This is a genomic window from Ureibacillus sp. FSL K6-2830 (genome assembly GCF_038004145.1).
GTDB lineage: Bacteria > Bacillota > Bacilli > Bacillales_A > Planococcaceae > Ureibacillus > Ureibacillus thermosphaericus.
On sequence record NZ_JBBOQR010000001.1, the window covers coordinates 935,111 to 954,595 of the forward strand.

Annotated in this window: 15 protein-coding genes; 8 read left to right on the forward strand and 7 right to left on the reverse strand. The window is 36.2% G+C overall.

The genetic code is table 11. The features are described from left to right. Positions 1–105 precede the first annotated feature (105 nt). Complete coding sequence (locus NSU17_RS04650; RefSeq protein ID WP_096550420.1) at positions 106–1,170, reverse strand: glycosyltransferase family 4 protein; 1,065 nt, start codon at positions 1,168–1,170, stop codon at positions 106–108. Positions 1,171–1,713: 543 nt separating this feature from the next. Continuing rightward, positions 1,714–2,619, reverse strand: a complete 906-nt coding sequence (locus NSU17_RS04655) for a C40 family peptidase (RefSeq protein WP_340436753.1) — start codon at positions 2,617–2,619, stop codon at positions 1,714–1,716. Positions 2,620–2,862: 243 nt separating this feature from the next. Here NSU17_RS04655 and brnQ (NSU17_RS04660) point away from each other — a divergent pair, with 243 nt between their 5' ends. After that, the gene (brnQ, locus tag NSU17_RS04660) at positions 2,863–4,194 is read left to right on the forward strand and encodes a branched-chain amino acid transport system II carrier protein (RefSeq protein WP_340436754.1); all 1,332 of its coding nucleotides are present in this window, start codon (positions 2,863–2,865) and stop codon (positions 4,192–4,194) included. Between the two features lie 505 nt (positions 4,195–4,699). Here brnQ (NSU17_RS04660) and NSU17_RS04665 read toward each other — a convergent pair. Further along, positions 4,700–6,136, reverse strand: coding sequence for a DDE-type integrase/transposase/recombinase (locus NSU17_RS04665; RefSeq protein WP_340704174.1), 1,437 nt, complete (start codon positions 6,134–6,136; stop codon positions 4,700–4,702). A gap of 168 nt (positions 6,137–6,304) precedes the next feature. Here NSU17_RS04665 and NSU17_RS04670 point away from each other — a divergent pair, with 168 nt between their 5' ends. The 4 genes from NSU17_RS04670 to NSU17_RS04685 all read left to right on the forward strand — a co-directional run bounded on the left by NSU17_RS04670 (position 6,305) and on the right by NSU17_RS04685 (position 11,523). Further along, entirely contained in the window at positions 6,305–7,738 is a 1,434-nt protein-coding gene (locus tag NSU17_RS04670) for a S41 family peptidase (RefSeq protein ID WP_340436756.1), read from the forward strand. Positions 7,739–7,799: 61 nt separating this feature from the next. Beyond that, positions 7,800–8,021, forward strand: coding sequence for a hypothetical protein (locus tag NSU17_RS04675; RefSeq protein WP_340704418.1), 222 nt, complete (start codon positions 7,800–7,802; stop codon positions 8,019–8,021). 236 nt (positions 8,022–8,257) lie between these two features. Then, positions 8,258–10,624: an accessory Sec system translocase SecA2 gene (gene secA2, locus NSU17_RS04680; RefSeq protein ID WP_340436760.1), complete on the forward strand. Its 2,367-nt coding sequence runs from the start codon at positions 8,258–8,260 to the stop codon at positions 10,622–10,624. Continuing rightward, positions 10,621–11,523 carry an accessory Sec system S-layer assembly protein gene (locus tag NSU17_RS04685; protein ID WP_340704419.1) on the forward strand — a complete coding sequence of 301 codons (903 nt, stop codon included), beginning with the start codon at positions 10,621–10,623 and terminating at the stop codon, positions 11,521–11,523. The genes secA2 and NSU17_RS04685 overlap by 4 nt, the downstream gene beginning before the upstream one ends. A gap of 81 nt (positions 11,524–11,604) precedes the next feature. On the opposite strand, the gene NSU17_RS04690 is transcribed toward NSU17_RS04685, so the two are convergent. Continuing rightward, positions 11,605–11,844, reverse strand: coding sequence for a hypothetical protein (locus NSU17_RS04690; RefSeq protein ID WP_340704420.1), 240 nt, complete (start codon positions 11,842–11,844; stop codon positions 11,605–11,607). A gap of 164 nt (positions 11,845–12,008) precedes the next feature. Here NSU17_RS04690 and NSU17_RS04695 point away from each other — a divergent pair, with 164 nt between their 5' ends. Next, positions 12,009–13,133: an IS4 family transposase gene (locus tag NSU17_RS04695; protein WP_340704421.1), complete on the forward strand. Its 1,125-nt coding sequence runs from the start codon at positions 12,009–12,011 to the stop codon at positions 13,131–13,133. Between the two features lie 168 nt (positions 13,134–13,301). Here the strand turns inward: NSU17_RS04695 and NSU17_RS04700 are convergent, their stop codons facing one another. Beyond that, positions 13,302–13,817, reverse strand: coding sequence for a C40 family peptidase (locus tag NSU17_RS04700; protein ID WP_340704422.1), 516 nt, complete (start codon positions 13,815–13,817; stop codon positions 13,302–13,304). A gap of 309 nt (positions 13,818–14,126) precedes the next feature. Next, on the reverse strand, positions 14,127–15,062 hold the full coding sequence (locus NSU17_RS04705) for a C40 family peptidase (RefSeq protein WP_340704423.1): 936 nt from the start codon (positions 15,060–15,062) through the stop codon (positions 14,127–14,129). Positions 15,063–15,292: 230 nt separating this feature from the next. Between NSU17_RS04705 and brnQ (NSU17_RS04710) the strand changes: the two genes are divergently transcribed. Both brnQ (NSU17_RS04710) and NSU17_RS04715 read left to right on the forward strand, forming a co-directional pair. Continuing rightward, the gene (gene brnQ / locus NSU17_RS04710) at positions 15,293–16,627 is read left to right on the forward strand and encodes a branched-chain amino acid transport system II carrier protein (RefSeq protein WP_340704424.1); all 1,335 of its coding nucleotides are present in this window, start codon (positions 15,293–15,295) and stop codon (positions 16,625–16,627) included. A gap of 480 nt (positions 16,628–17,107) precedes the next feature. Next, entirely contained in the window at positions 17,108–18,547 is a 1,440-nt protein-coding gene (locus tag NSU17_RS04715) for a S41 family peptidase (RefSeq protein WP_340704425.1), read from the forward strand. 183 nt (positions 18,548–18,730) lie between these two features. Here the strand turns inward: NSU17_RS04715 and NSU17_RS04720 are convergent, their stop codons facing one another. Continuing rightward, the gene (locus tag NSU17_RS04720; RefSeq protein WP_340704426.1) at positions 18,731–19,303 is read right to left on the reverse strand and encodes a TetR/AcrR family transcriptional regulator; all 573 of its coding nucleotides are present in this window, start codon (positions 19,301–19,303) and stop codon (positions 18,731–18,733) included. Positions 19,304–19,485 lie beyond the last annotated feature (182 nt).

Consider the following 19,485-nt stretch of genomic DNA (forward strand, 5'->3'; position numbering starts at 1 on the left):
GCAAATCAATTCCTCCAAACATAAAATAAAAGCCACTACTTCTTAGAAGCAGTAGCTCATCACATTTATCCAATTGCAAAAAAACTTCCCAATATGAAAACTCAATTACTTACTTAACATCTTCACTAAATTAATGAGCGGTCGGTAGTTTTTGCCCGCAAGACCTATTACTTCTACAAACAATTCAATGGCAACTAAAATAACAGTGATAAGAAGAATTGCTCCCCAAAGTTTTGCCATAGAGAATATGATAGATGCAATTCCAAACATTACTGCAATTCCATAGATAATCAATACCGTTTGTCGATGAGAGAATCCCATTTTCATTAAACAATGGTGCAAGTGAGATTTATCTGGATCCGACCATTTTTGCTTATTGCGTACGCGACGCACGATTGCAAAGAATGTATCTGAAATCGGTACACCTAACAAAATAACTGGGATAATGAATGATACTAACGTTAAGTTTTTAAAACCTAACAATGAAAGCACAGCAATCATAAATCCTAAAAACAGGGCACCCGTATCGCCCATAAAAATTTTTGCCGGATGAAAGTTAAAGAATAAAAATCCAATCGTACTACATGCTAATATCGCAGCAACGGCAAGTACAAATCCATTGCCCATAATATAGGCCATCGTTGCAAGAGTAATTAAAGCAATCGTTGACACACCTGCTGCTAATCCATCTAAACCGTCAATTAAATTTACCGCATTCGTAATTCCAACAATCCACAATAGTGTTAACGGAATACTCAATAATCCAAAATTTAAAATACCGTTATCAAAAGGCAAGTTAATGAAGTCAATTTGCACACCGCCCATAAAAATAACAATGGAAGCGGCAACAATTTGCCCTAACATTTTTGCCTTTGCACTTATTTGATATTTATCGTCTAAAATACCAGTAATAACAATTACCAAAGCACCTAATACAATCGATAAAGGCATTAATGAACTTTCATATCGAGGACTTTCCGGTCTTAGTATCGCTAGTCCTATTAAAAAGGATAAAAATATAGCTAAACCACCTAGACGTGGCATTATTTTTTGATGCACTTTCCGATAATTCGGTGCGTCCACAGCACCTATGCGAAACGCTAATCGTCTAACAATCGGAGTCAGTATGATGGACGCGACTAGCGCCACTGCTAAAGACACGTAAACCATGTCTATCCTCCTTAGAAAATGAATTCCAATTCCTTTAATAAACCCAAGATATTATAGCATGAATAAAAAAAAAAACCTAGTATTTCCTATAAAATGTCATTTCTCATCTACAATTATAAACGTGCCTTTTATCTTTAATGTTCCCCATCCAAAAAGAGTCATACATAAAATAATAAAGGACTGTCCAGAAAGTCGAACACTTTCTGAACAGCCTTCCTTCTTATAGGAATATTCCTTAAAAACTTTCCCTGCGGTGGTCACAAAACGCGCCTCCTCGTCGCAATTTATCTGCGGCGAAAGCATGTGCGACAGCCGCAATTTATCTGCGGCGAAAGCATGTGCGACAGCCGCAATTTATCTGCGGCGAAAACTCTAGCTAAAGCCGCAATTTATCTGCGGCGAAAGCATGTGCGACAGCCGCAAAGGGGGCGTCGCAAAATGACTTTTCAGACGCCCCTTCACTTCTTTTAACTTTGCATTTGCGGTAGTTACAGCAACTACTAAGGGGAGCCTCCAAATGACTTTCAGCTCCCCTATATTTCCTTACTTGATTAAATTAAATCTTTTAAACGCCACAAATCGCGTTTTCCAATAATCATAGTCCAATTTAGAAATTTCAACTCCATCGGTCCCTGCATGGATAAACTTTCCGTCTCCTATGTAAATCCCCATATGAGAGATGCCTTCTTTAATCGTATTTTTAAAGAATACCACATCCCCCGGCACCGGATTTTCCACTATTGTTGTATCCTTCATAAAATAATCTTCGCTGCTTTTTCGTTCAATATTTAATCCCGCATTAAAAAATACATAGCGGACAAACCCTGAACAATCAAACCCTTCTGGTGTATTTCCACCGTACACATAAGGAGTCCCAATCAATTCATAAGCAAGATTTAAAACATTTTGATAGATTGCTTGTCCTTTTTCACTCACTCCAGATTGAATCATTCGTTCCTTTGCCAATTGCTTTTCAATCACCTTGTCTGCTGCAGATGCTTCGCTAGCAGTTTTTTCCGTTTCCACAGCTTGATTTTCGTTAACTACTGCAGCAGATGAAGGATAGATTTTCAATGTTTGTCCAACATAAATCAAATCAGCAGAGGCTAATTGATTCCACTTGATGAGATCATCAATCGATACATTGTATTGTTTTGAAATTATTGTTAACGTATCGCCTTGTTTCACTTGATATGTAACAACGGAATTCGCAGTTTGTTTTAAAGGTTGCGCCTTTGTCATCCGCGCTTTTGACAAAGTTTCTTTCCTTGTCATGGAACGATTATCATTTACAACCACATTATTTGATACTATTATATTCTTTGTGTCAATTTGAAGAGCTGCTTTTGCATTCGTTCTTTCTGTATCTGCCAAAGCATTGGGAGCAAAAATAAAACTTGCACACACACACGCACTTAAAGCCAGCAATTTTGATTTTCCTTTAGGCATACCGATCCCTCCCGAATTCTTTCTCTTATTAATTATTTCGGTGGGAATCTAAAAATATAAAACTTGATATTTTCATTTTATTAAATTTTCAAATTTAATCGAATAATTGATTTCGAACATTTTTAAAAAATATAAAAATCTTATTTGTTCTTTTCGACAATATATGGTAAAATTCGACAGTATCAATAAACATAAGTTTTTTGAAAATTTCATTTCTTTTGAATTAAAGGAGATTTTACAACGATGAACAATTTCAGAAAATTTGTAAAAGATAATTTAGCAGTCGGATTTTTGCTATTTGCTCTTTTCTTAGGAGCTGGAAATATTATCTTCCCACCGTTATTAGGTCAGCAGGCTGGAGAAAACTTCATTCCAGCCATCATCGGTTTCCTTATTACGGGTGTTGGTTTGCCATTAATGGGTATCGTGGCTGTTGCCAAAAACGGAGGGGACTTGCAGCAAATCTCCAGCCGCATTCATCCATGGTTTGGCATTATTTTCACATCTATTGTTTATTTATCCATTGGGCCGTTCTTTGCGATTCCTCGTACCGGAGCGGTGACATATCAAATCGGCATCGCTCCGTATTTATCCAATAGCGACAGTTGGGTGCCGTTATTTATTACATCGTTCATTTTCTTTGCATTTTGTTTATATTTAGCGATCAACCCGACAAAACTTGTTGACCGCATCGGGAAAGTATTAACGCCAGCATTATTAATGGTCATCTTATTGCTTGCTATTAAAAGTGTGATTACGCCAATGGGGGCTATTCAAGCAGCACAAGGCGAATATATCCATAACGCCTTTTCGAAAGGATTTATTGAAGGCTACTTAACAATGGACGTACTCGCTTCCCTTGTATTTGGGATTGTCATTGTTCAATCTATTCAAGCAAAAGGCACTATAGATCGGGCAAAACAAGTATCTATTACGATTTTTGCAGGGGTGGTTGCCGCCCTTGGACTTTCTTTCGTTTATATTTCTTTATCTTGGATTGGGGTAACAAGTCCTACCGTCACTGGATATTTTGACAATGGAGGAAGCGTGATTGCTGCATCGGCAAAAGTGTTGTACGGCAATGCCGGAAATATTTTTTTGTCACTTGTTATCATCCTTGCCTGTGTAACAACAGCTGTTGGATTAATTTCAGCCAACGCAACATTTTTCACAAAATTATTTCCGAAAATCTCATACAAAACTTTTACTATTGTATTTACGATTTTTTCATTCATCGTTTCCAACTTTGGTTTAGCGAAATTAATTTCTATTACATTGCCTGTTTTATTATTCATCTATCCAATCTCCATCGTGCTAATGTTTATGGTGATGATGGACAAAGCTTGGAACCGTGCGCCAATCGTTTACACTCTTGCACTGGCTGCAACTGCATTCGTCAGCTTATATGACGGCATCAGTGGGGCTGGATTTGAAATTAAATGGTATGCCAATATCGTAGGTACCCTTCCATTACATGACCAAAGTCTTGGCTGGCTGATTCCGGCAATTGTCGGTGCACTCATTGGCTGGGTGATCCATTTAATGACAAAATCCGCAAAAACGGTAACTCATTAAAACAAAAAGACCTGAGCCACATCTGCTTAGGTCTTTTTGTTTTAAATAAAATTTTTTCTTCATATGTTATATAAACGGAGAATCCTCTGTATTTCCCCATCCATATACATACAATTCTTCAAACTTTCTTTGCCACTCTTCGTTGAAATTTTTACTTAGTTTTTATTTCGCAATGGAATACCATTTTTTCTTTCTATTGCAACCAAATCAATTTTTTCTCTAATTTTCCTAAAATTGTTATAATAGATTTATTGAAGGTAGTGTCAAAAGTTCTATGAAAACTCAGTATTGGAAGGATGTGTTCTAACGAAAATAGAGAAAATGCCGCCGCAATCGCTCTTGACAAACACGTCAATGGTTTGATTTCGAACCAACAAGGGCGAAGGGAACAAAAAGAAGGCACACCAAAGAAGCCCTTGCCAATTCCCATTTTAAACCATTGACTGGTTCGGTTTGTCAAGAGTTCGCTTCGCCGATGCTGGTAAGGGCTCTGCTAAACAAAAAGTTAGGCAGTTTGCTCTACTAGCCATTGTTGAGCTAAACCAATCAGTTTTATCCAACGTGCAGGCATATTCGGCAGTTCTTTTAGTTCTGGAATGACTACAGGCACTTTGCCTTCCAGGGCTGAATGTGGCCGCAAGAAGTTAAAATAAGCCACAAACAAAGTCACATAAGAAACGGATCCGTGATCGGATCCAAATCCGTGTGTCGATCTGTAATTACCCTTAAATGTTCGATTCAGTCTTTCAATAATTTGTTTTAGCGGTCTGTATTCCGTTGAAACCGGGTCTTCGTTGGTTAGTCCAATGACCTGCTTCACATCAAACGTAATACCGTGCTGGGCAAAAAAGTGTTGTGCTAAAAGGTAAATCGGATTGCCATCTACGACAAAGGTGAGGTCTTCAGGAATCTCTTTCATCTTCCATAAGACCTCATCAATCGCGCGAATGGCTGATACTGTATCACGATTTGGAGAAACAGGGTAGGACAGAATAATTTTCTTTACCGCATCAAAAAAGAAAAAAAGATAATGCCAACGGCCATTCACCTTAATGTATGTTTCGTCTCCGCAGAATTGATCAGAAAGCTCGTAAGGATAATGATCCACATAAGGTTTGAGCAGAAGTGCTACGCTGTTTTCGTAATTCAATATACTCTGGTGAGAGATGGGTACACCATGAACATCCTTCATCAGTGCAGCTGTTTTCCGAGCCGATAAGCCATAGTTTACATGGTAGGTTAAAATGAGCCCCAATGTGTGCGGTGACACATGAAGCCTGGACAAATCCACTTTTGGCTTCTTAGGTGAATGTTTGGCTAACGGCTGATAATCAATTTGAAACTGACGGAATATGTATCGAACTTTAAAAGACTGAGGATCCTTTTCGAACTGCTTTTTCTCTTTTTTAGACATTCCTCGCAGTTTCTTTTTGTAATACGGACAGTCATTGTTTTTGCACTTAAATACGAGAAAATCTTTTCTTTCCTTGATCTTCTCGAGTGTTTTCGAACAGTGTGGACATTTTAGTACAGCCTCCTTGGCATATTGATTCTTTTTATTAAACAGACACGCACACACCTTGCATTGATACTGTCCTTTACCTCCGTTATTGGCATAAAGATAATCTGACGGAGCACCACACCTTGGACATTTCATGGATGAAGGTACTTTACCTTTTGAATTGGAGCGTCTCTGAACAGGTTTGAGAGGTTTCCCGTTCTTCTCCAAATATTCTTTGAGAAGAATTTGATAATCAAGCTTTTGTAGAGTTTCAATGATTGGCAGCTCATCCACCTGGAGTTTTTGATAAGGCTTATTGACAGGCTTTTCAGTTGGCTTATCAAACATGTTTTTTCCAATCAGAAGGGTAAGTAATGTTCGAATCATTTGATCTTGGTACTTGATATATTCAAGCAAATAGGTTAATAATTGAGGTAACAACTTGTCACTTCCTTCATTAGGGATTTTTGAGTGTGTGGTTACCTCATAAATACCCTAATTTTAAGGGGGTGGCAAGTTTTTTGTTTATAAAACCTTATATATCAATAAATCATCTAGATTTTATCTATAAATTTTTGACAATACGTTATTGAAAGATGAGGTGACATAATGAAAAAAATCTATTTATATTTTCTAATTTTATTCTTTTTCTTCATAATTCCATGGGATACACAAGCTGCTTCTCCACTCCAAGAAGCAAAAGAAATGATTCGAAGCGAATATATGGGTGAAATTAAAGGAAATATCAATAGTGCCCGCACCATAGATGAACTGATTGAAATGTTAGACCCCTATTCCGCCTATTTTTCTAATAATGAGTTTCAAGAATTTCTTGATTCAGTCAACATGAAACAAATTGGAATCGGTGTTGTCATTCAGCTGCATGAAGAAGGGCTTTTAGTAACCAACGTCATCGAAAAAGGCAGTGCAGCGGAAAATGGCATCGAACCAGGAGATATTATTACAAAAGTTGACTCCATTTCTCTTAAAGGAAAATCTCTTGAAGAAGCACAAAAATTGATTTTAGGCGATGAAAATACTAGGGTTACTCTTGAAATTTTAAAACCAAATGGCCAAAAGGTCGTGAAAATTCTTACTCGCAAACCGTTTTCCATACCTGTTGCAACAAGCAAATTGCTTTATGGAAATGTAGGCTATATATATCTTCTATCCTTTTCAGAAGATGCAGCGGATTTAATCAAAAAAGAATATACAAAACTTAAGAATCAAGGAGCCACTACTTTCATCTTAGATTTGCAAAATAACGGCGGCGGATATGTAGATGCAGCTGAAGAAGTAATTGCTTTATTTAAAGATGCTTCTTATGCTTATCAAGTTAAAATGAAAGAAAATAACACAAATTACTATTTATACTATGATAACGAGGACAATAAATATACATTAACAGAAAATGGGGCTCTCCTTTTTGGTTTGCCAAAATATATCCAACCGATTTTTGACAGCAATACAAAACTGCTCGTCAACCGTTACAGCGCCAGCGCCTCCGAAATGACTGCTGCTGCTTTGAAAGACTACAATGCGGCTGTTTTATATGGTGAAAATACTTACGGCAAAGGAACAATGCCAGGCTTTTATGGACTTTCAGATAATGGATATTTAAAATTAACCATCGGCGAATTTTTAAGTCCAAAAGGCAACTCCATCAATAAAATCGGAGTAAAACCTAATATAGAAACTTCTTCTGATCCTATTTATCAAGCACATTATGATGCTATTAAAGAACAACTGGCGAATTATAAAGAGTTGAAAAGTTTAATGAATATTCCAACAACAAAAACGTTTAAAGTGACATTAAACCGAAAAATCGGCACAGTAAAGGATGACGACGTGGATTTAATTGCTTTAGGCGGAAATCAAATAGAAGTTGATTTGCATGCGGAAGGAAATGAATTATACATAACGCCAAAACAACCACTAACTTCCGGAGCAGAATATATGCTCATTGTTCATCCAACGTTAAAAGATTCGAAAGGAAAATCTCCTATCAATGGTATTTACTTGCACATTACAGTAGAGAATTAATTATTTAAAATGGTGTTGGTAGATGAAGCCAATGCCATTTTTTTTGTAGAGAAAAAATACGGTGCTAGAAAATAAGTTAGGATTTATTCGAACTAAATGGGATGATAAAAATGAGCTTGGATCTGCTCCAATTGAGAAGGTATCCGCACGAAATGCAGTACCATCCGCCCCTATTGAGAAGTTAAACGCACCAAATGGGCTGCATCCGCTCCTATTAAGAAGCCAAACGCACCAAATGAAGATGCATCCAATCCTATTGATATTAAGAAACCAAACGTACTAACACAACGTTTCAAAAACGTAATCGAATTTTAATAATTGTCATATTCTAACCGAGATAATCTTAATGTAACAGTTTTCCACTGAAATTCCTGCTTTTCTATATCCAAAACATAATTTGTTAATTTTCACCACCCCATTATTTTTCCTTGGTGCGAAGTAGTCATCCAATCAAAAGTTTGATAGAATAAGTGAAGAGTCTACAAGATGAGACAGGATAAAAGGAGCGCAATCACTAAAATGTTATCTTTCTTAAAAAATAAGGAAAAAACAAGTAAAAGAGAATTAAAACCTTACTATAAAATCGTTAATCAAATTAATCAATTGGAAGCTACTTATGAAGCTATGTCGGACGAAGAGCTTCGAAGTATGACAAATAAATTTAAAGAACAATTGCAAAACGGTGCAACAATTCACGACATTATCCCAGATGCCTTTGCCGTTGTACGTGAAGCCTCAAAGCGCGTGTTAAATATGCGGCACTATGACGTGCAATTAATCGGTGGTCTGGTGATTGCGGAAGGAAATATTTCGGAAATGGCTACTGGAGAAGGGAAAACGTTGGTTGCTTCCCTTCCTTCTTATGTTCGAGCTCTTGAAGGAAAAGGCGTGCACGTGATTACCGTAAACGATTATTTAGCAAAACGGGACTATGAATTAATCGGTCAAATTCACCGCTTTTTAGGGTTAACAGTTGGATTGAATTTGCCAATGATGGACCCGGCTGATAAAAAACGCGCCTATCAAGCAGATATTACCTATGGCGTAGGTACGGAATTTGGCTTTGACTATTTGCGCGACAATATGGTTCGCAACCTTGAAGATAAAGTGCAGCGTCCATATCACTTCGCCATCATTGACGAAGTGGACTCCGTTCTTATTGATGAAGCAAAAACGCCGCTCATCATTGCAGGAAAAATGAAAGCCAATGAAGAATTGCATCGAATTGCTGCCATCTTGGCAAAACGTTTCGTCAAAGATGTCGATTACGAATTTGATGATGAAACAAAAGCAACAACGCTTACTGAGCGAGGAATTGAAAAAGTAGAGGAAGCCTTTGGTGTTGACAATTTGTACGACCTGGAACACCAAACCCTCTATCACTATGTGATTCAAGCAGTTCGAGCTCATGTGATGTTTGAAAAAAATGTCGATTACATCATAAAAGATGGCAAAGTGCAGCTTGTGGATATGTTCACAGGACGGATTATGGAAGGTCGTTCTTTATCAGATGGTTTGCACCAAGCCATTGAAGCAAAAGAAGGCGTTCCAATCACAGAAGAAAATAAAGCCCAAGCTCAAATCACCATCCAAAACTATTTCCGCATGTATCCGATTCTATCCGGAATGACTGGTACAGCAAAAACGCAAGAAAAAGAGTTTTTAGAAGTTTACGGCATGCGGGTTATCCAAATTCCAACGAACCGCCCAAAAATCCGCGTTGACCATCCGGACATCATTTTTGAATCTAAAGATGCTAAATACAAATATGTAGTGAAAGAAGTAAAAGAACGCCACAAAAAAGGACAGCCAATTTTAATTGGAACGACTTCTATTCTTCAATCTGAAGAAGTCGCTAAATATTTAGATAAAGAGGGCCTTCCTTATCAGTTGCTGAACGCAAAAACCGTGGAACAAGAAGTGGAATTAATTTCCCAAGCTGGCCAAAAGGGACGCATCACCGTGGCAACCAATATGGCTGGACGTGGTACCGACATCGTTCTTGGCGAAGGTGTTGCAGAACTTGGCGGTTTATATGTCATCGGTACAGAAAAACATGAAAGCCGCCGGATCGATAACCAGTTAAGAGGTCGTTCAGGACGGCAAGGCGACCCAGGGGAAAGCCGATTTATTCTGTCGATTGAAGACGATATGTTCCGCCGTTTCGCGAAAGAAGACGTGGAAAAATTCAAAAAGAAAATGGTTGTTGATGAAGAAGGCCGCATCTTGAATAAAGAAATTAACGAACTCATCGACCGCACACAACGGATTGTGGAAGGCGCCTACTTCTCCATGCGCGAATACAACTTAAAACTGGATGATGTCATTAACGATCAACGTCGCGTTATTTACAGTCTTCGCGATAAAGTGCTCGAAAGCGACAATACAATCAAACTATTAAAAGAAATGGTTGTAGACACAGTTGAATTTGCTATTCACGATAACGCACCGGAAGAGTTGGATGTAAGCGAATGGAAACACGATGAGATAGAGAGAGTAATCAATTCCCTATTCCTTACTCCTGTAACCATTGACCGCAATGAACCAAAAGTAAAACGCATTTTAGCGGCAATAAAGCCTTCTCTTGATGAATTATTGGAATTCATTGAAAGCTTCAAAGAAAACGAACGGGTAATTGAAGTTTCAACACAAGTAATGCTTAATTATATCGATAGTATTTGGATAAAACATCTTGAACAAATGACCCACTTAAAAGAAGGAATTGGTTTGCGCCAGTATCAACAAGAAGACCCAATGCGCATTTACCAGCGTGAAGGATTAGAATTATTTGAGAAAAACTATCAAGAACTACGCCGCAATATAGTACAAGAAATTGTTAACTTTATGAAATCATTAACAGTGAAAGAGCAGGTGGAAGAAATATGAGCATCTTCTCATTTTTCAAAAAAACAGATAAAGTCGGTGCCGATAGCGCAATCGATTCAAAAGAACTTGTAAAAGATACAAAGCAATCCAAAAATAAAGGGCTTGTCAAAACGAAATTATCCATCCATCCTGATTGGAAAGTGCCCCAAGAACAAGAATATGTCTTTCGTTTCTTGGCCAATGAATTAGAGCCGTTAAAACCAAACCAATTATCCCTTGCCGCCATCAACATTGAACGAAATTTCTTTACAGGAGATTGGAACGTAAAAGCCTTTTTCCGTTCCTCCCTGCCTCAAACAATTGAACTTGGCGAAGTAGAGTTAATTTTGTTAGACAAAGATAATAAACGCCTTGGTGCAAAATGGTTCGATTTTAAACAACTTGGAAAAATCCCGCCAGAAAGCGCACGTCCTTGGGTTTTCACTTTTGAAAAGGACTGCTTGGAAACCGATGAACTCCCAGAGGAAGGCTGGAAAATCGCCTTTAACCTCTCTTCTTTAAGAGAACATCAATTAGATTTAGATGAATCTTGGAAAAAACAATTGCCAAAAGAACAACAAGAACTGCTCGCAAAAATAGTAAAAGACTTGCCAAAACTCGGCAAAAATGAAGTGAACTTTACAGGCTTGCAAATTAAATTTCAGGAAGATAATAGTTTGCATGCATCCATTTTCATTCGCAACGGAAACTCCAAAGCGATTAATATCGAACAATTGCCTTTGGAAATTATTGATGCCAACGGAAAACAAGTAGCAAAAGGCTCCTTTAAAATGGATCCAGTTTTAACGGTGCAGCCAAACTCCACAAAACCTTGGACATTCATTTTCCCAAGCAAATTAGTAAATGCTGAAGGCGCCGATTTATCCCGTTGGACTGCTAGAGTGATTCAAGAAAAATAATGAAACATAAATTAAAAGTTAGGCTTACTAGAAAAATGATATCTTTCTAGTAAGCCTAACTTTTTCTTATAGTATGAAGGATTATACATACACCTCATGGAAGAAGATTTGGATAATTGTTGAAGCTAATTCTTCTGGCTGTTTTTCTTCTTCCAACAAGGCGGTAAATGCTAATCTTTCAACACTGCCTATGAGGCTATCAGCAATTAGCTTGGAGTCTATATGCACTCCATACTGATTTTTCACCAAATTGAATTGTTCTTCAAGCAATTGTGAAAAATAATTTTTAATTTCTTCTGAAAATTCGGAATGAAATCCCATTTTTGTTAAATTTTGATTTTCCTTGAAATCACTAGCGTCGCATTAAAATAATTTAACACCTTCAAATAAACCGAATTTTCTGAAATACAATCTGAACACAAAAAAATCCTTTATAATGGTTGGGTGGTAGTAAACCATCCAAATCCAATACAAAGGACGAAACCATGGATAAGTTTACACGAAAAACATCATTTGAACAATGGTTTTCACCGATTCATCGTCCATTATTTGACGACCTAGTGAAAACACATCAATTAAATCACTATACCAAGAAGCTTTATATGGCTTCATTTATGAAACTGCTTTTGTATGCCCAACTCCATGAAACCGAGAGTTTACGGGCGTTGAGTGACGCTGTCTTTTTAGAAGAATTACAACGAGCAACGGGATTGGAATCGATTAGTTTTTCACAGTTAGGGAGACGAATCAATACCATCCCAACTGAGTTCTTTCAAACGATTTTTCTCGATTTAGTGGCACAAATTCATCGGAAAACCAATTTCCAAACAAGAAGAAAAGTGACAACGCCTTTGAAAATCATTGATTCGAGTACATTACCGCTTAATTTGACCAATCATCAGTGGGCAGAGTTTCGAAAAACAAAATCAGGAGTAAAGCTTCACTTACGACTTGTTTTTATGGAAAAAGGACTCTCCTATCCAGATAAAGCCGTACTCACGAATGCCAACGAACATGATCGTGGTCAACTAGAAGTATTCGTGGATGACAAAGAATGCATGTACGTGTTTGATCGTGGTTACTTGGATTATGGGCGCTTTGATCAAATGACGGAAGATGGCTATTTCTTTGTGACCCGTTTGCGTAAAAACGCTGTTGTCCGAGTGTTAGAATCCTTTTCGTTACCAGAAGATTCACCCGTATTCTCTGATGAAATGGTTGTCATTGGAACACCACAAAATCGTTCTGAAAACGTGTTTCGCTTACTCAAATTGCATGATACAAAAGGAAATGAGCTTCATTTACTGACAAATCGGTTTGACATTGACGCAGATGAAATTGCAGAAATCTACCAATCACGTTGGGCAATCGAACTTTTTTTCAAATGGATGAAACAACATCTGAACATTAAAAAGTTTTTTGGTCACAGTGAACAAGCTGTACATCATCAAGTGTACGTAGCCATGATCGTGTACTGTCTGCATGTTTTAGCTCAGTTGAACACGAATAGCGAACGCAGTTACTTACAAATTAGTCGCTATTTGAAGGCTTCTTTGTGGAAATCCGCTCACATTTGGTTACGAAAAATCGAAGGAAACGGCGTCCCATAAAGGTTTGCCAGTCGTTGTTGCACAAGTCATAGGTTATAGTAAAAAAATGGATGTTTACTACCCTCGCTTAGGTGTTTTCGTTTTTTCTCTAAAGTCCAGAAAAAATAAAACTGAAAATTCAGACATCATTTATGCGACGGTAGTGCAAAATAATATATCTATAAATTTTTAATTTCCCTCAGAAATCAACTCCACATCCGCCACACGCTTAGCCCCTACGAAACGGTCATACCAGTAGTATTGATCAAAGAAGTTCGATAAACTTACTCCTTCTCCTGTTTGAGCATGAATCATTTTACCATCACCATAATAAATTGCAACATGGGAGATTCCTGACCCTGATGTATTATAGAACAATAAATCTCCTGGCCGAATTTCACCAATCTTCACTGGCTCCCCAATCTCATACATTTCCTTTGCGGTACGGGGCAATTCTATCCCTAAATCACTAAATACTTTTCTGACAAATCCTGAACAGTCAAAGCCGCTTGTTGACGTTCCTCCATACAAATATCTTATCCCTAAATATTTGCTAGCAGTCTCCCGCAATTCCGTTGAAGTAAAATCTGTTGAATCCTTTTCCGTTGCACCAACTGCTATAGGAGATAAACAAATGACTACACCAGCCACAGTTGCCAAAAGCAATTGTTGAATATTCTTTTGGAAAATGATAGTACCCTCCATCGTGAATTAGTCAGAAAATTCAATTATAAAAAGTGTAACATGTGGCGGTCTGTCGTAACATTACAGTTCATTTACATTCACATGACATCAAACATTCACGATATCGGCTGAATAAAACTTGTTAACCGGGGCCACAAAGCTTCTTACTATAATGAATTTGTCAATCTATTTTACGAATATATCGAAAGAGAATCTAAGAAATCCTCTATTATTGCGTAATATTTGTAACTTGTATTTTTCTATAACATGAAAAGGGTATTTTTCTACTTTGATAGAAGAAATACCCTTTATAAAAACACGATAAAATTGTCAATTAATTCCTTTAAACCGTTTATATGTCACGAAATGTTTATTCCAATAGTCATAATGAACGTTCGATACTTCTACTCCATTGTCTCCTGCATGGATGAATTTTCCGTCCCCTAAATATATGCCCATATGAGATATGCCTGTTTTGTACGTATTTTTAAAGAAAATCACGTCGCCAGGAACTGGGTTTTTTACTACAGTGGTATCTTGGTTAAAATAGTCTTCACTGCTTTTTCGCTGAATATCCAATCCCGCATTAGCAAAAACGTACCGTACAAATCCAGAACAATCAAATCCTTCTGGTGTATTTCCCCCAAATAGATAAGGTACACCTAGTTGAGCATTAGCAATTTCCAACACTTTGTTATATATAGCTCGTCCTTTTTCTGAAGGATCCTTATCAATCATCTGTTCTTTTTCTAACTGTTTTTTAATTACTTCATCAACTAACAATTCATCATGCGGGGGATTCTTCACTTCATTCTCGATATTTTGGTTAGGTAAGTCTCCCTGCTCCTCATGATTTGGAGATTGAGAGGATGAATAAATTGTCAATATTTGTCCAGCATATATCACATCAGCAGAACTTAACTGATTCCAATTCATCATGTCTTCAACAGTCACATTGAATTTTTTGGAAATTTTTGTTAAAGTATCACCTTTAACCACTTTATATGTAATTTGAGAAGCAAGTTGTCTATCTGGAATATTTAATTTTGTCATTCTAGCTTTAGATAAAGTTTCTTTTCTCGTTTTAGAACGGTCGATATTCGAAAAATTATTAGGTAAAACGTTACTTTTTATGTTAAAATGTTCAAGTGTTTTTTTGCCGCTGATTTTATCACTTTCCGTGGATGCATAAACACTTTGGGCGAAAATACAACTTGCCAACAAACCCGCACTTATTAATACAATCGACTTTTTTCGCCGGTACACTCTATCTCCCTCCTTATATAAAGATTAACTATATCATACTTAATATTTCGGCTAAAAACTAATAATTTTTTAGAAATAATTAAACATTAAGTAAGGAATTCTTAAAATATCCAAAAATATTATTTGTCTTTTTCGACGATAGATGATATAATTCGACATTGTTACCGTTCTAATTATTTATTATTTTTAGAAATTTTCCGCTATTCGAAAATAAAGGAGAAAATGCAACTATGAAAAACTTAGGAGATCTTGTAAAAAACCATTTAGCTGTAGGATTTATGTTATTCGCTCTATTTTTAGGAGCTGGTAATATTATCTTTCCACCGCTATTAGGGCAACTGGCAGGAGAAAACATCGTACCTGCAATGATCGGTTTCCTTATTACCGGAGTGGGGTTACCGCTTCTAGGTATCATAGCTGTTGCAAAGAATGGCGGGGATTTGCAAGAAGTAGCTAGTCGCATTCACCCTTGGTTTGGTGTTATTTTTACATCAGTCGTTTATTTATCAATTGGACCGCTTTTTGCGATTCCTCGTACAGGCGCAGTTACATATGAAATCGGTATTGCTCCTTACTTATCTGATGCACAAGCTGATAGCTGGGTACCATTATTTATAAGTTCATTTATTTATTTTGCTATTAGTTTATATTTAGCATTAAACCCAACAAAATTAGTTGACCGTATTGGAAAAATATTAACTCCAGCATTATTGATTGTCATCCTGTTGCTTGCACTAAAAAGTGTGATTACTCCATTGGGTCCTCTTCAAGAAGCACATGGAGATTATATGACAAAAGCCTTTTCAAAAGGGTTTGTTGAAGGTTACTTAACAATGGACGTGCTCGCTTCCCTTGTATTCGGAATCGTTGTGGTGCAATCCATTCAAGCAAAAGGCATCATAGTTCGTGCCAAACAAGTAACCATTACAATTTTTGCAGGAATTATAGCAGCCATTGGATTAGCGTTTGTATACATTTCTTTATCATGGATTGGAGCATCAAGTCCATCAGCTATAGGCTATTTTAATGAAGGTGGTAGCGTTATCTCAGCTGCATCCAAAGCATTGTATGGTAGTGGAGGAAGCATCATTTTATCATTAGTCATCATTCTTGCTTGTATCACTACTTCTGTGGGATTAATTACAGCGAATGCCACATATTTCGCTAAAATCTTCCCAAAAGCATCTTATAAATTATTAGTTGTAATCTTTACAGTATTTTCATTCTTCATTTCCAACTTTGGATTAGCGAAATTAATCGCGATTACTTTACCAGTTTTATTATTTATTTACCCTATTGCAATCGTACTCATGTTTATGGTGATGTTCGATAAAGCATGGAACCGAGCACCAATCGTTTACAGTCTTGCTCTAATTGCCACTGCTTTTGTAAGCTTATACGATGGAATTCAAGGGGCAGGATTTGAAATTAAGTGGTATGCAAATATTGTAAGTTCATTACCATTACACAGTCAAAGTCTTGGATGGTTACTTCCTGCAATAGTTGGATTAGTGATTGGTTGGGGGATTCATTTAATTACTAAATCCGCAAAACATGCTAAATAATTAAACTGTCTGAAAATTCATATTTAGACAAATCCTTTGCGATGAAACTACCGCAGAAGCAAAAATTTAGTAAAAATCAAGATAATGAAAAAATAAGGGTGTTTAGAAAGGTTTTGGCTTTCTAGACATCCAATTTATTGTTACAAAAATATTTCAAAAACAACGAACTTTTCGTTTTAATTACACTTCAATGTACATATGGTGTATTAAAGAAGACAAACTATTCTATTCTTTCATATACATATAAAATCCTCAATTTCTGTCTTTTCTCCACTAAAGATTTACATAATCTATCGATGTTGAATTATTTATATTTCGTTTCTCTTGGGAAGGGCATCTCAATCTATTTCCTCATTATCCTTCTCACTCACCAAGAAACAACCAGACTCTATCAAAATTTTACAAACGTATTAAAATTCAATTCTATTACGAAAAGTCAATTGCTATAATGGATATATCTAGAAAGAAGGGGTGTGCTATATGAAAAAATGGTTTCCAATAATCTCTATGATTTTTCTATTTCTTGCAATGCCATTCAATGTACAAGCTGCAACAACATTGCAAGAAATAAAAGAGATTGTCAAAAGTGAATATGTGGGCGAAATAAATGGAAATATCGATCAAGCGAATACCATCAATGAAATAATGGAAATGCTTGATCCATACTCCAACTATTATACCCCTGAACAATATGAAAGCTTTATCAAAAGCGTTGATATGAAGCAAATCGGCATTGGGGTTGTGATTCAAAAACATGAAAACGGATTGTTAATTACGGACGTATTAGAAAATGGAAGTGCTTACGAACAAGGGTTAGTAGTTGGAGACATCATTACAAAAGTCAATTCAATATCCCTTAAAGGAAAATCAGTTGAGGAAGGCCAGTCATTACTTTTAGGAAAAGAAAATACAACGGTAAAGCTTGAAATTTTAAAAGAAAATGGTACAACCGTTGTAAAGCAATTGACACGTAAAGCTTTCTCAATACCAAATACCACGAGTCAAATTCTATACGGAAATATTGGCTACATACAGCTTCAATCATTTTCTGAAGATGCTGCTGACCTTGTCAAAAAGGAATATGAAAAATTAACCCAAAAAGGTGCAACTTCCTTTATTCTCGATTTGCAAAATAATGGCGGCGGTTATGTAGAATCTGCCGAAGAATTAATCGCTTTATTTAAAAACGCAATGTTTGCATACAAAGTCAAATATCAGGAAGGCAATACACAATATTATTTATATTACGATCGAGATCATTATAAATATCTATTAGAGCCAGACGGTACTCTGTTGGTAAACTTACCTTATTTTGTACAACCAATTTTTGATAGTAATACGAAAGTGCTTGTCAATCGTTATAGTGCAAGCGCTTCTGAAATGACAGTTGCTGCTTTATCGGATTATGACGCTGCTGTTGTTTATGGTGAAAAAACTTATGGAAAAGGCACGATGCAAGGGTTTTATCAATTATCAGATGGCAGTTATTTAAAATTAACAATAGGCGAATTTTTCGGCCCAAAAGGAACAGTCATTCGCGATCAGGGAATAATGCCACATATTAAAACAAATTCAAATCCTATTTATCAAGCACACTTCGATGCAATTGCAGAAAATCTAGTAAACTATAAAGAGTTGAAAGCATTATTAGATGTTCCGACGACGAAAACATTTAATATCACATTAAATCGTCCATTAGGTGCTATAAATGAAAAGGATGTTGAATTAGTTGAATTAGGTGGGAATAAAGTAGATGTTAATATATTAACGGATGGGAATCAATTAATTGTGACACCGAAAAAACCGTTGAATGAAGGTGGAGAATATATGCTTCTCATTCATCCAACATTAAAAGACAATCAAAATCATCAACTGAAAAAAGGTGCTTACTTGCACATAACAGTAAAAAAAGAATTTTAAAAGGAACATCTAAAATGAGTCATATTTATTGGAGCGGAAAATAAATAATGGCTCATTTTTTATATTTATTAAGGAACCAAAAAAATAATCCTTAAAAAGTTAAACTTTTTTAAGGATTCCAATTGATGAAGCAATCTAGTATTGGCAGAACTTTTCTATTAAGGTCCATCATGTAATTTATCTTTATCTACATATTAATTCTTTAGCAAAATAAATATTAATGAGTTCGGAAGCTAATTGCTCCGGCTCTTTTTCTTTTGTAAACAACATCGTTAGTGTAAGCCGCTCAATAGAACCAACAATACTGTTTATAAAAATACGAATATCATGATCCGAAAATTCTACTCGTTCTTTTAATTTTTCCTCAAGAATTTGTGAAAAGATGTTTTTTAATTCCTCCGACTCTTCTGTTTGGTAGAAACCGATTTTTGTCAGGTGTGGATTACTGGCGAAGAATTTAAAAAGAGCTGTAAAGTTTGTTTGTAATTTTTCGATGAAATTATCTTCATTCCCCACATTGATACGATTTACATTTTCTAAAAATTCATTTCTAAATTGTAATATCAAATCATTATATAGTGATTCTTTATTTTCAAAATAAAGATAGAATGTAGGTTGTGTTAAATTAGCAGCCTTTACGATATCGCTAATTTTAGTTTCATGATACCCAAATTGTGAAAATAATTCTATCGCCTTTTGTTGAAGTAATTTTTTACTTTTTTCTCCACTAGAGTTTACTTTTCGACCCCTCGGCAACTGGACTACCCCCATTCCAAAAACGGTGTGTTGAGTGTTGTGTAAGAATAAAATCGGCTCTTACGGAATTATGTTCTTTTAAGAAAAAAGTCATTTGTTGACAATTTTTCCACTACGCAAAAAGTGTTTTAGTAATATAACATTTCGAGCTTTTCGTAAGAGGCATTTCATTTTATTATTAA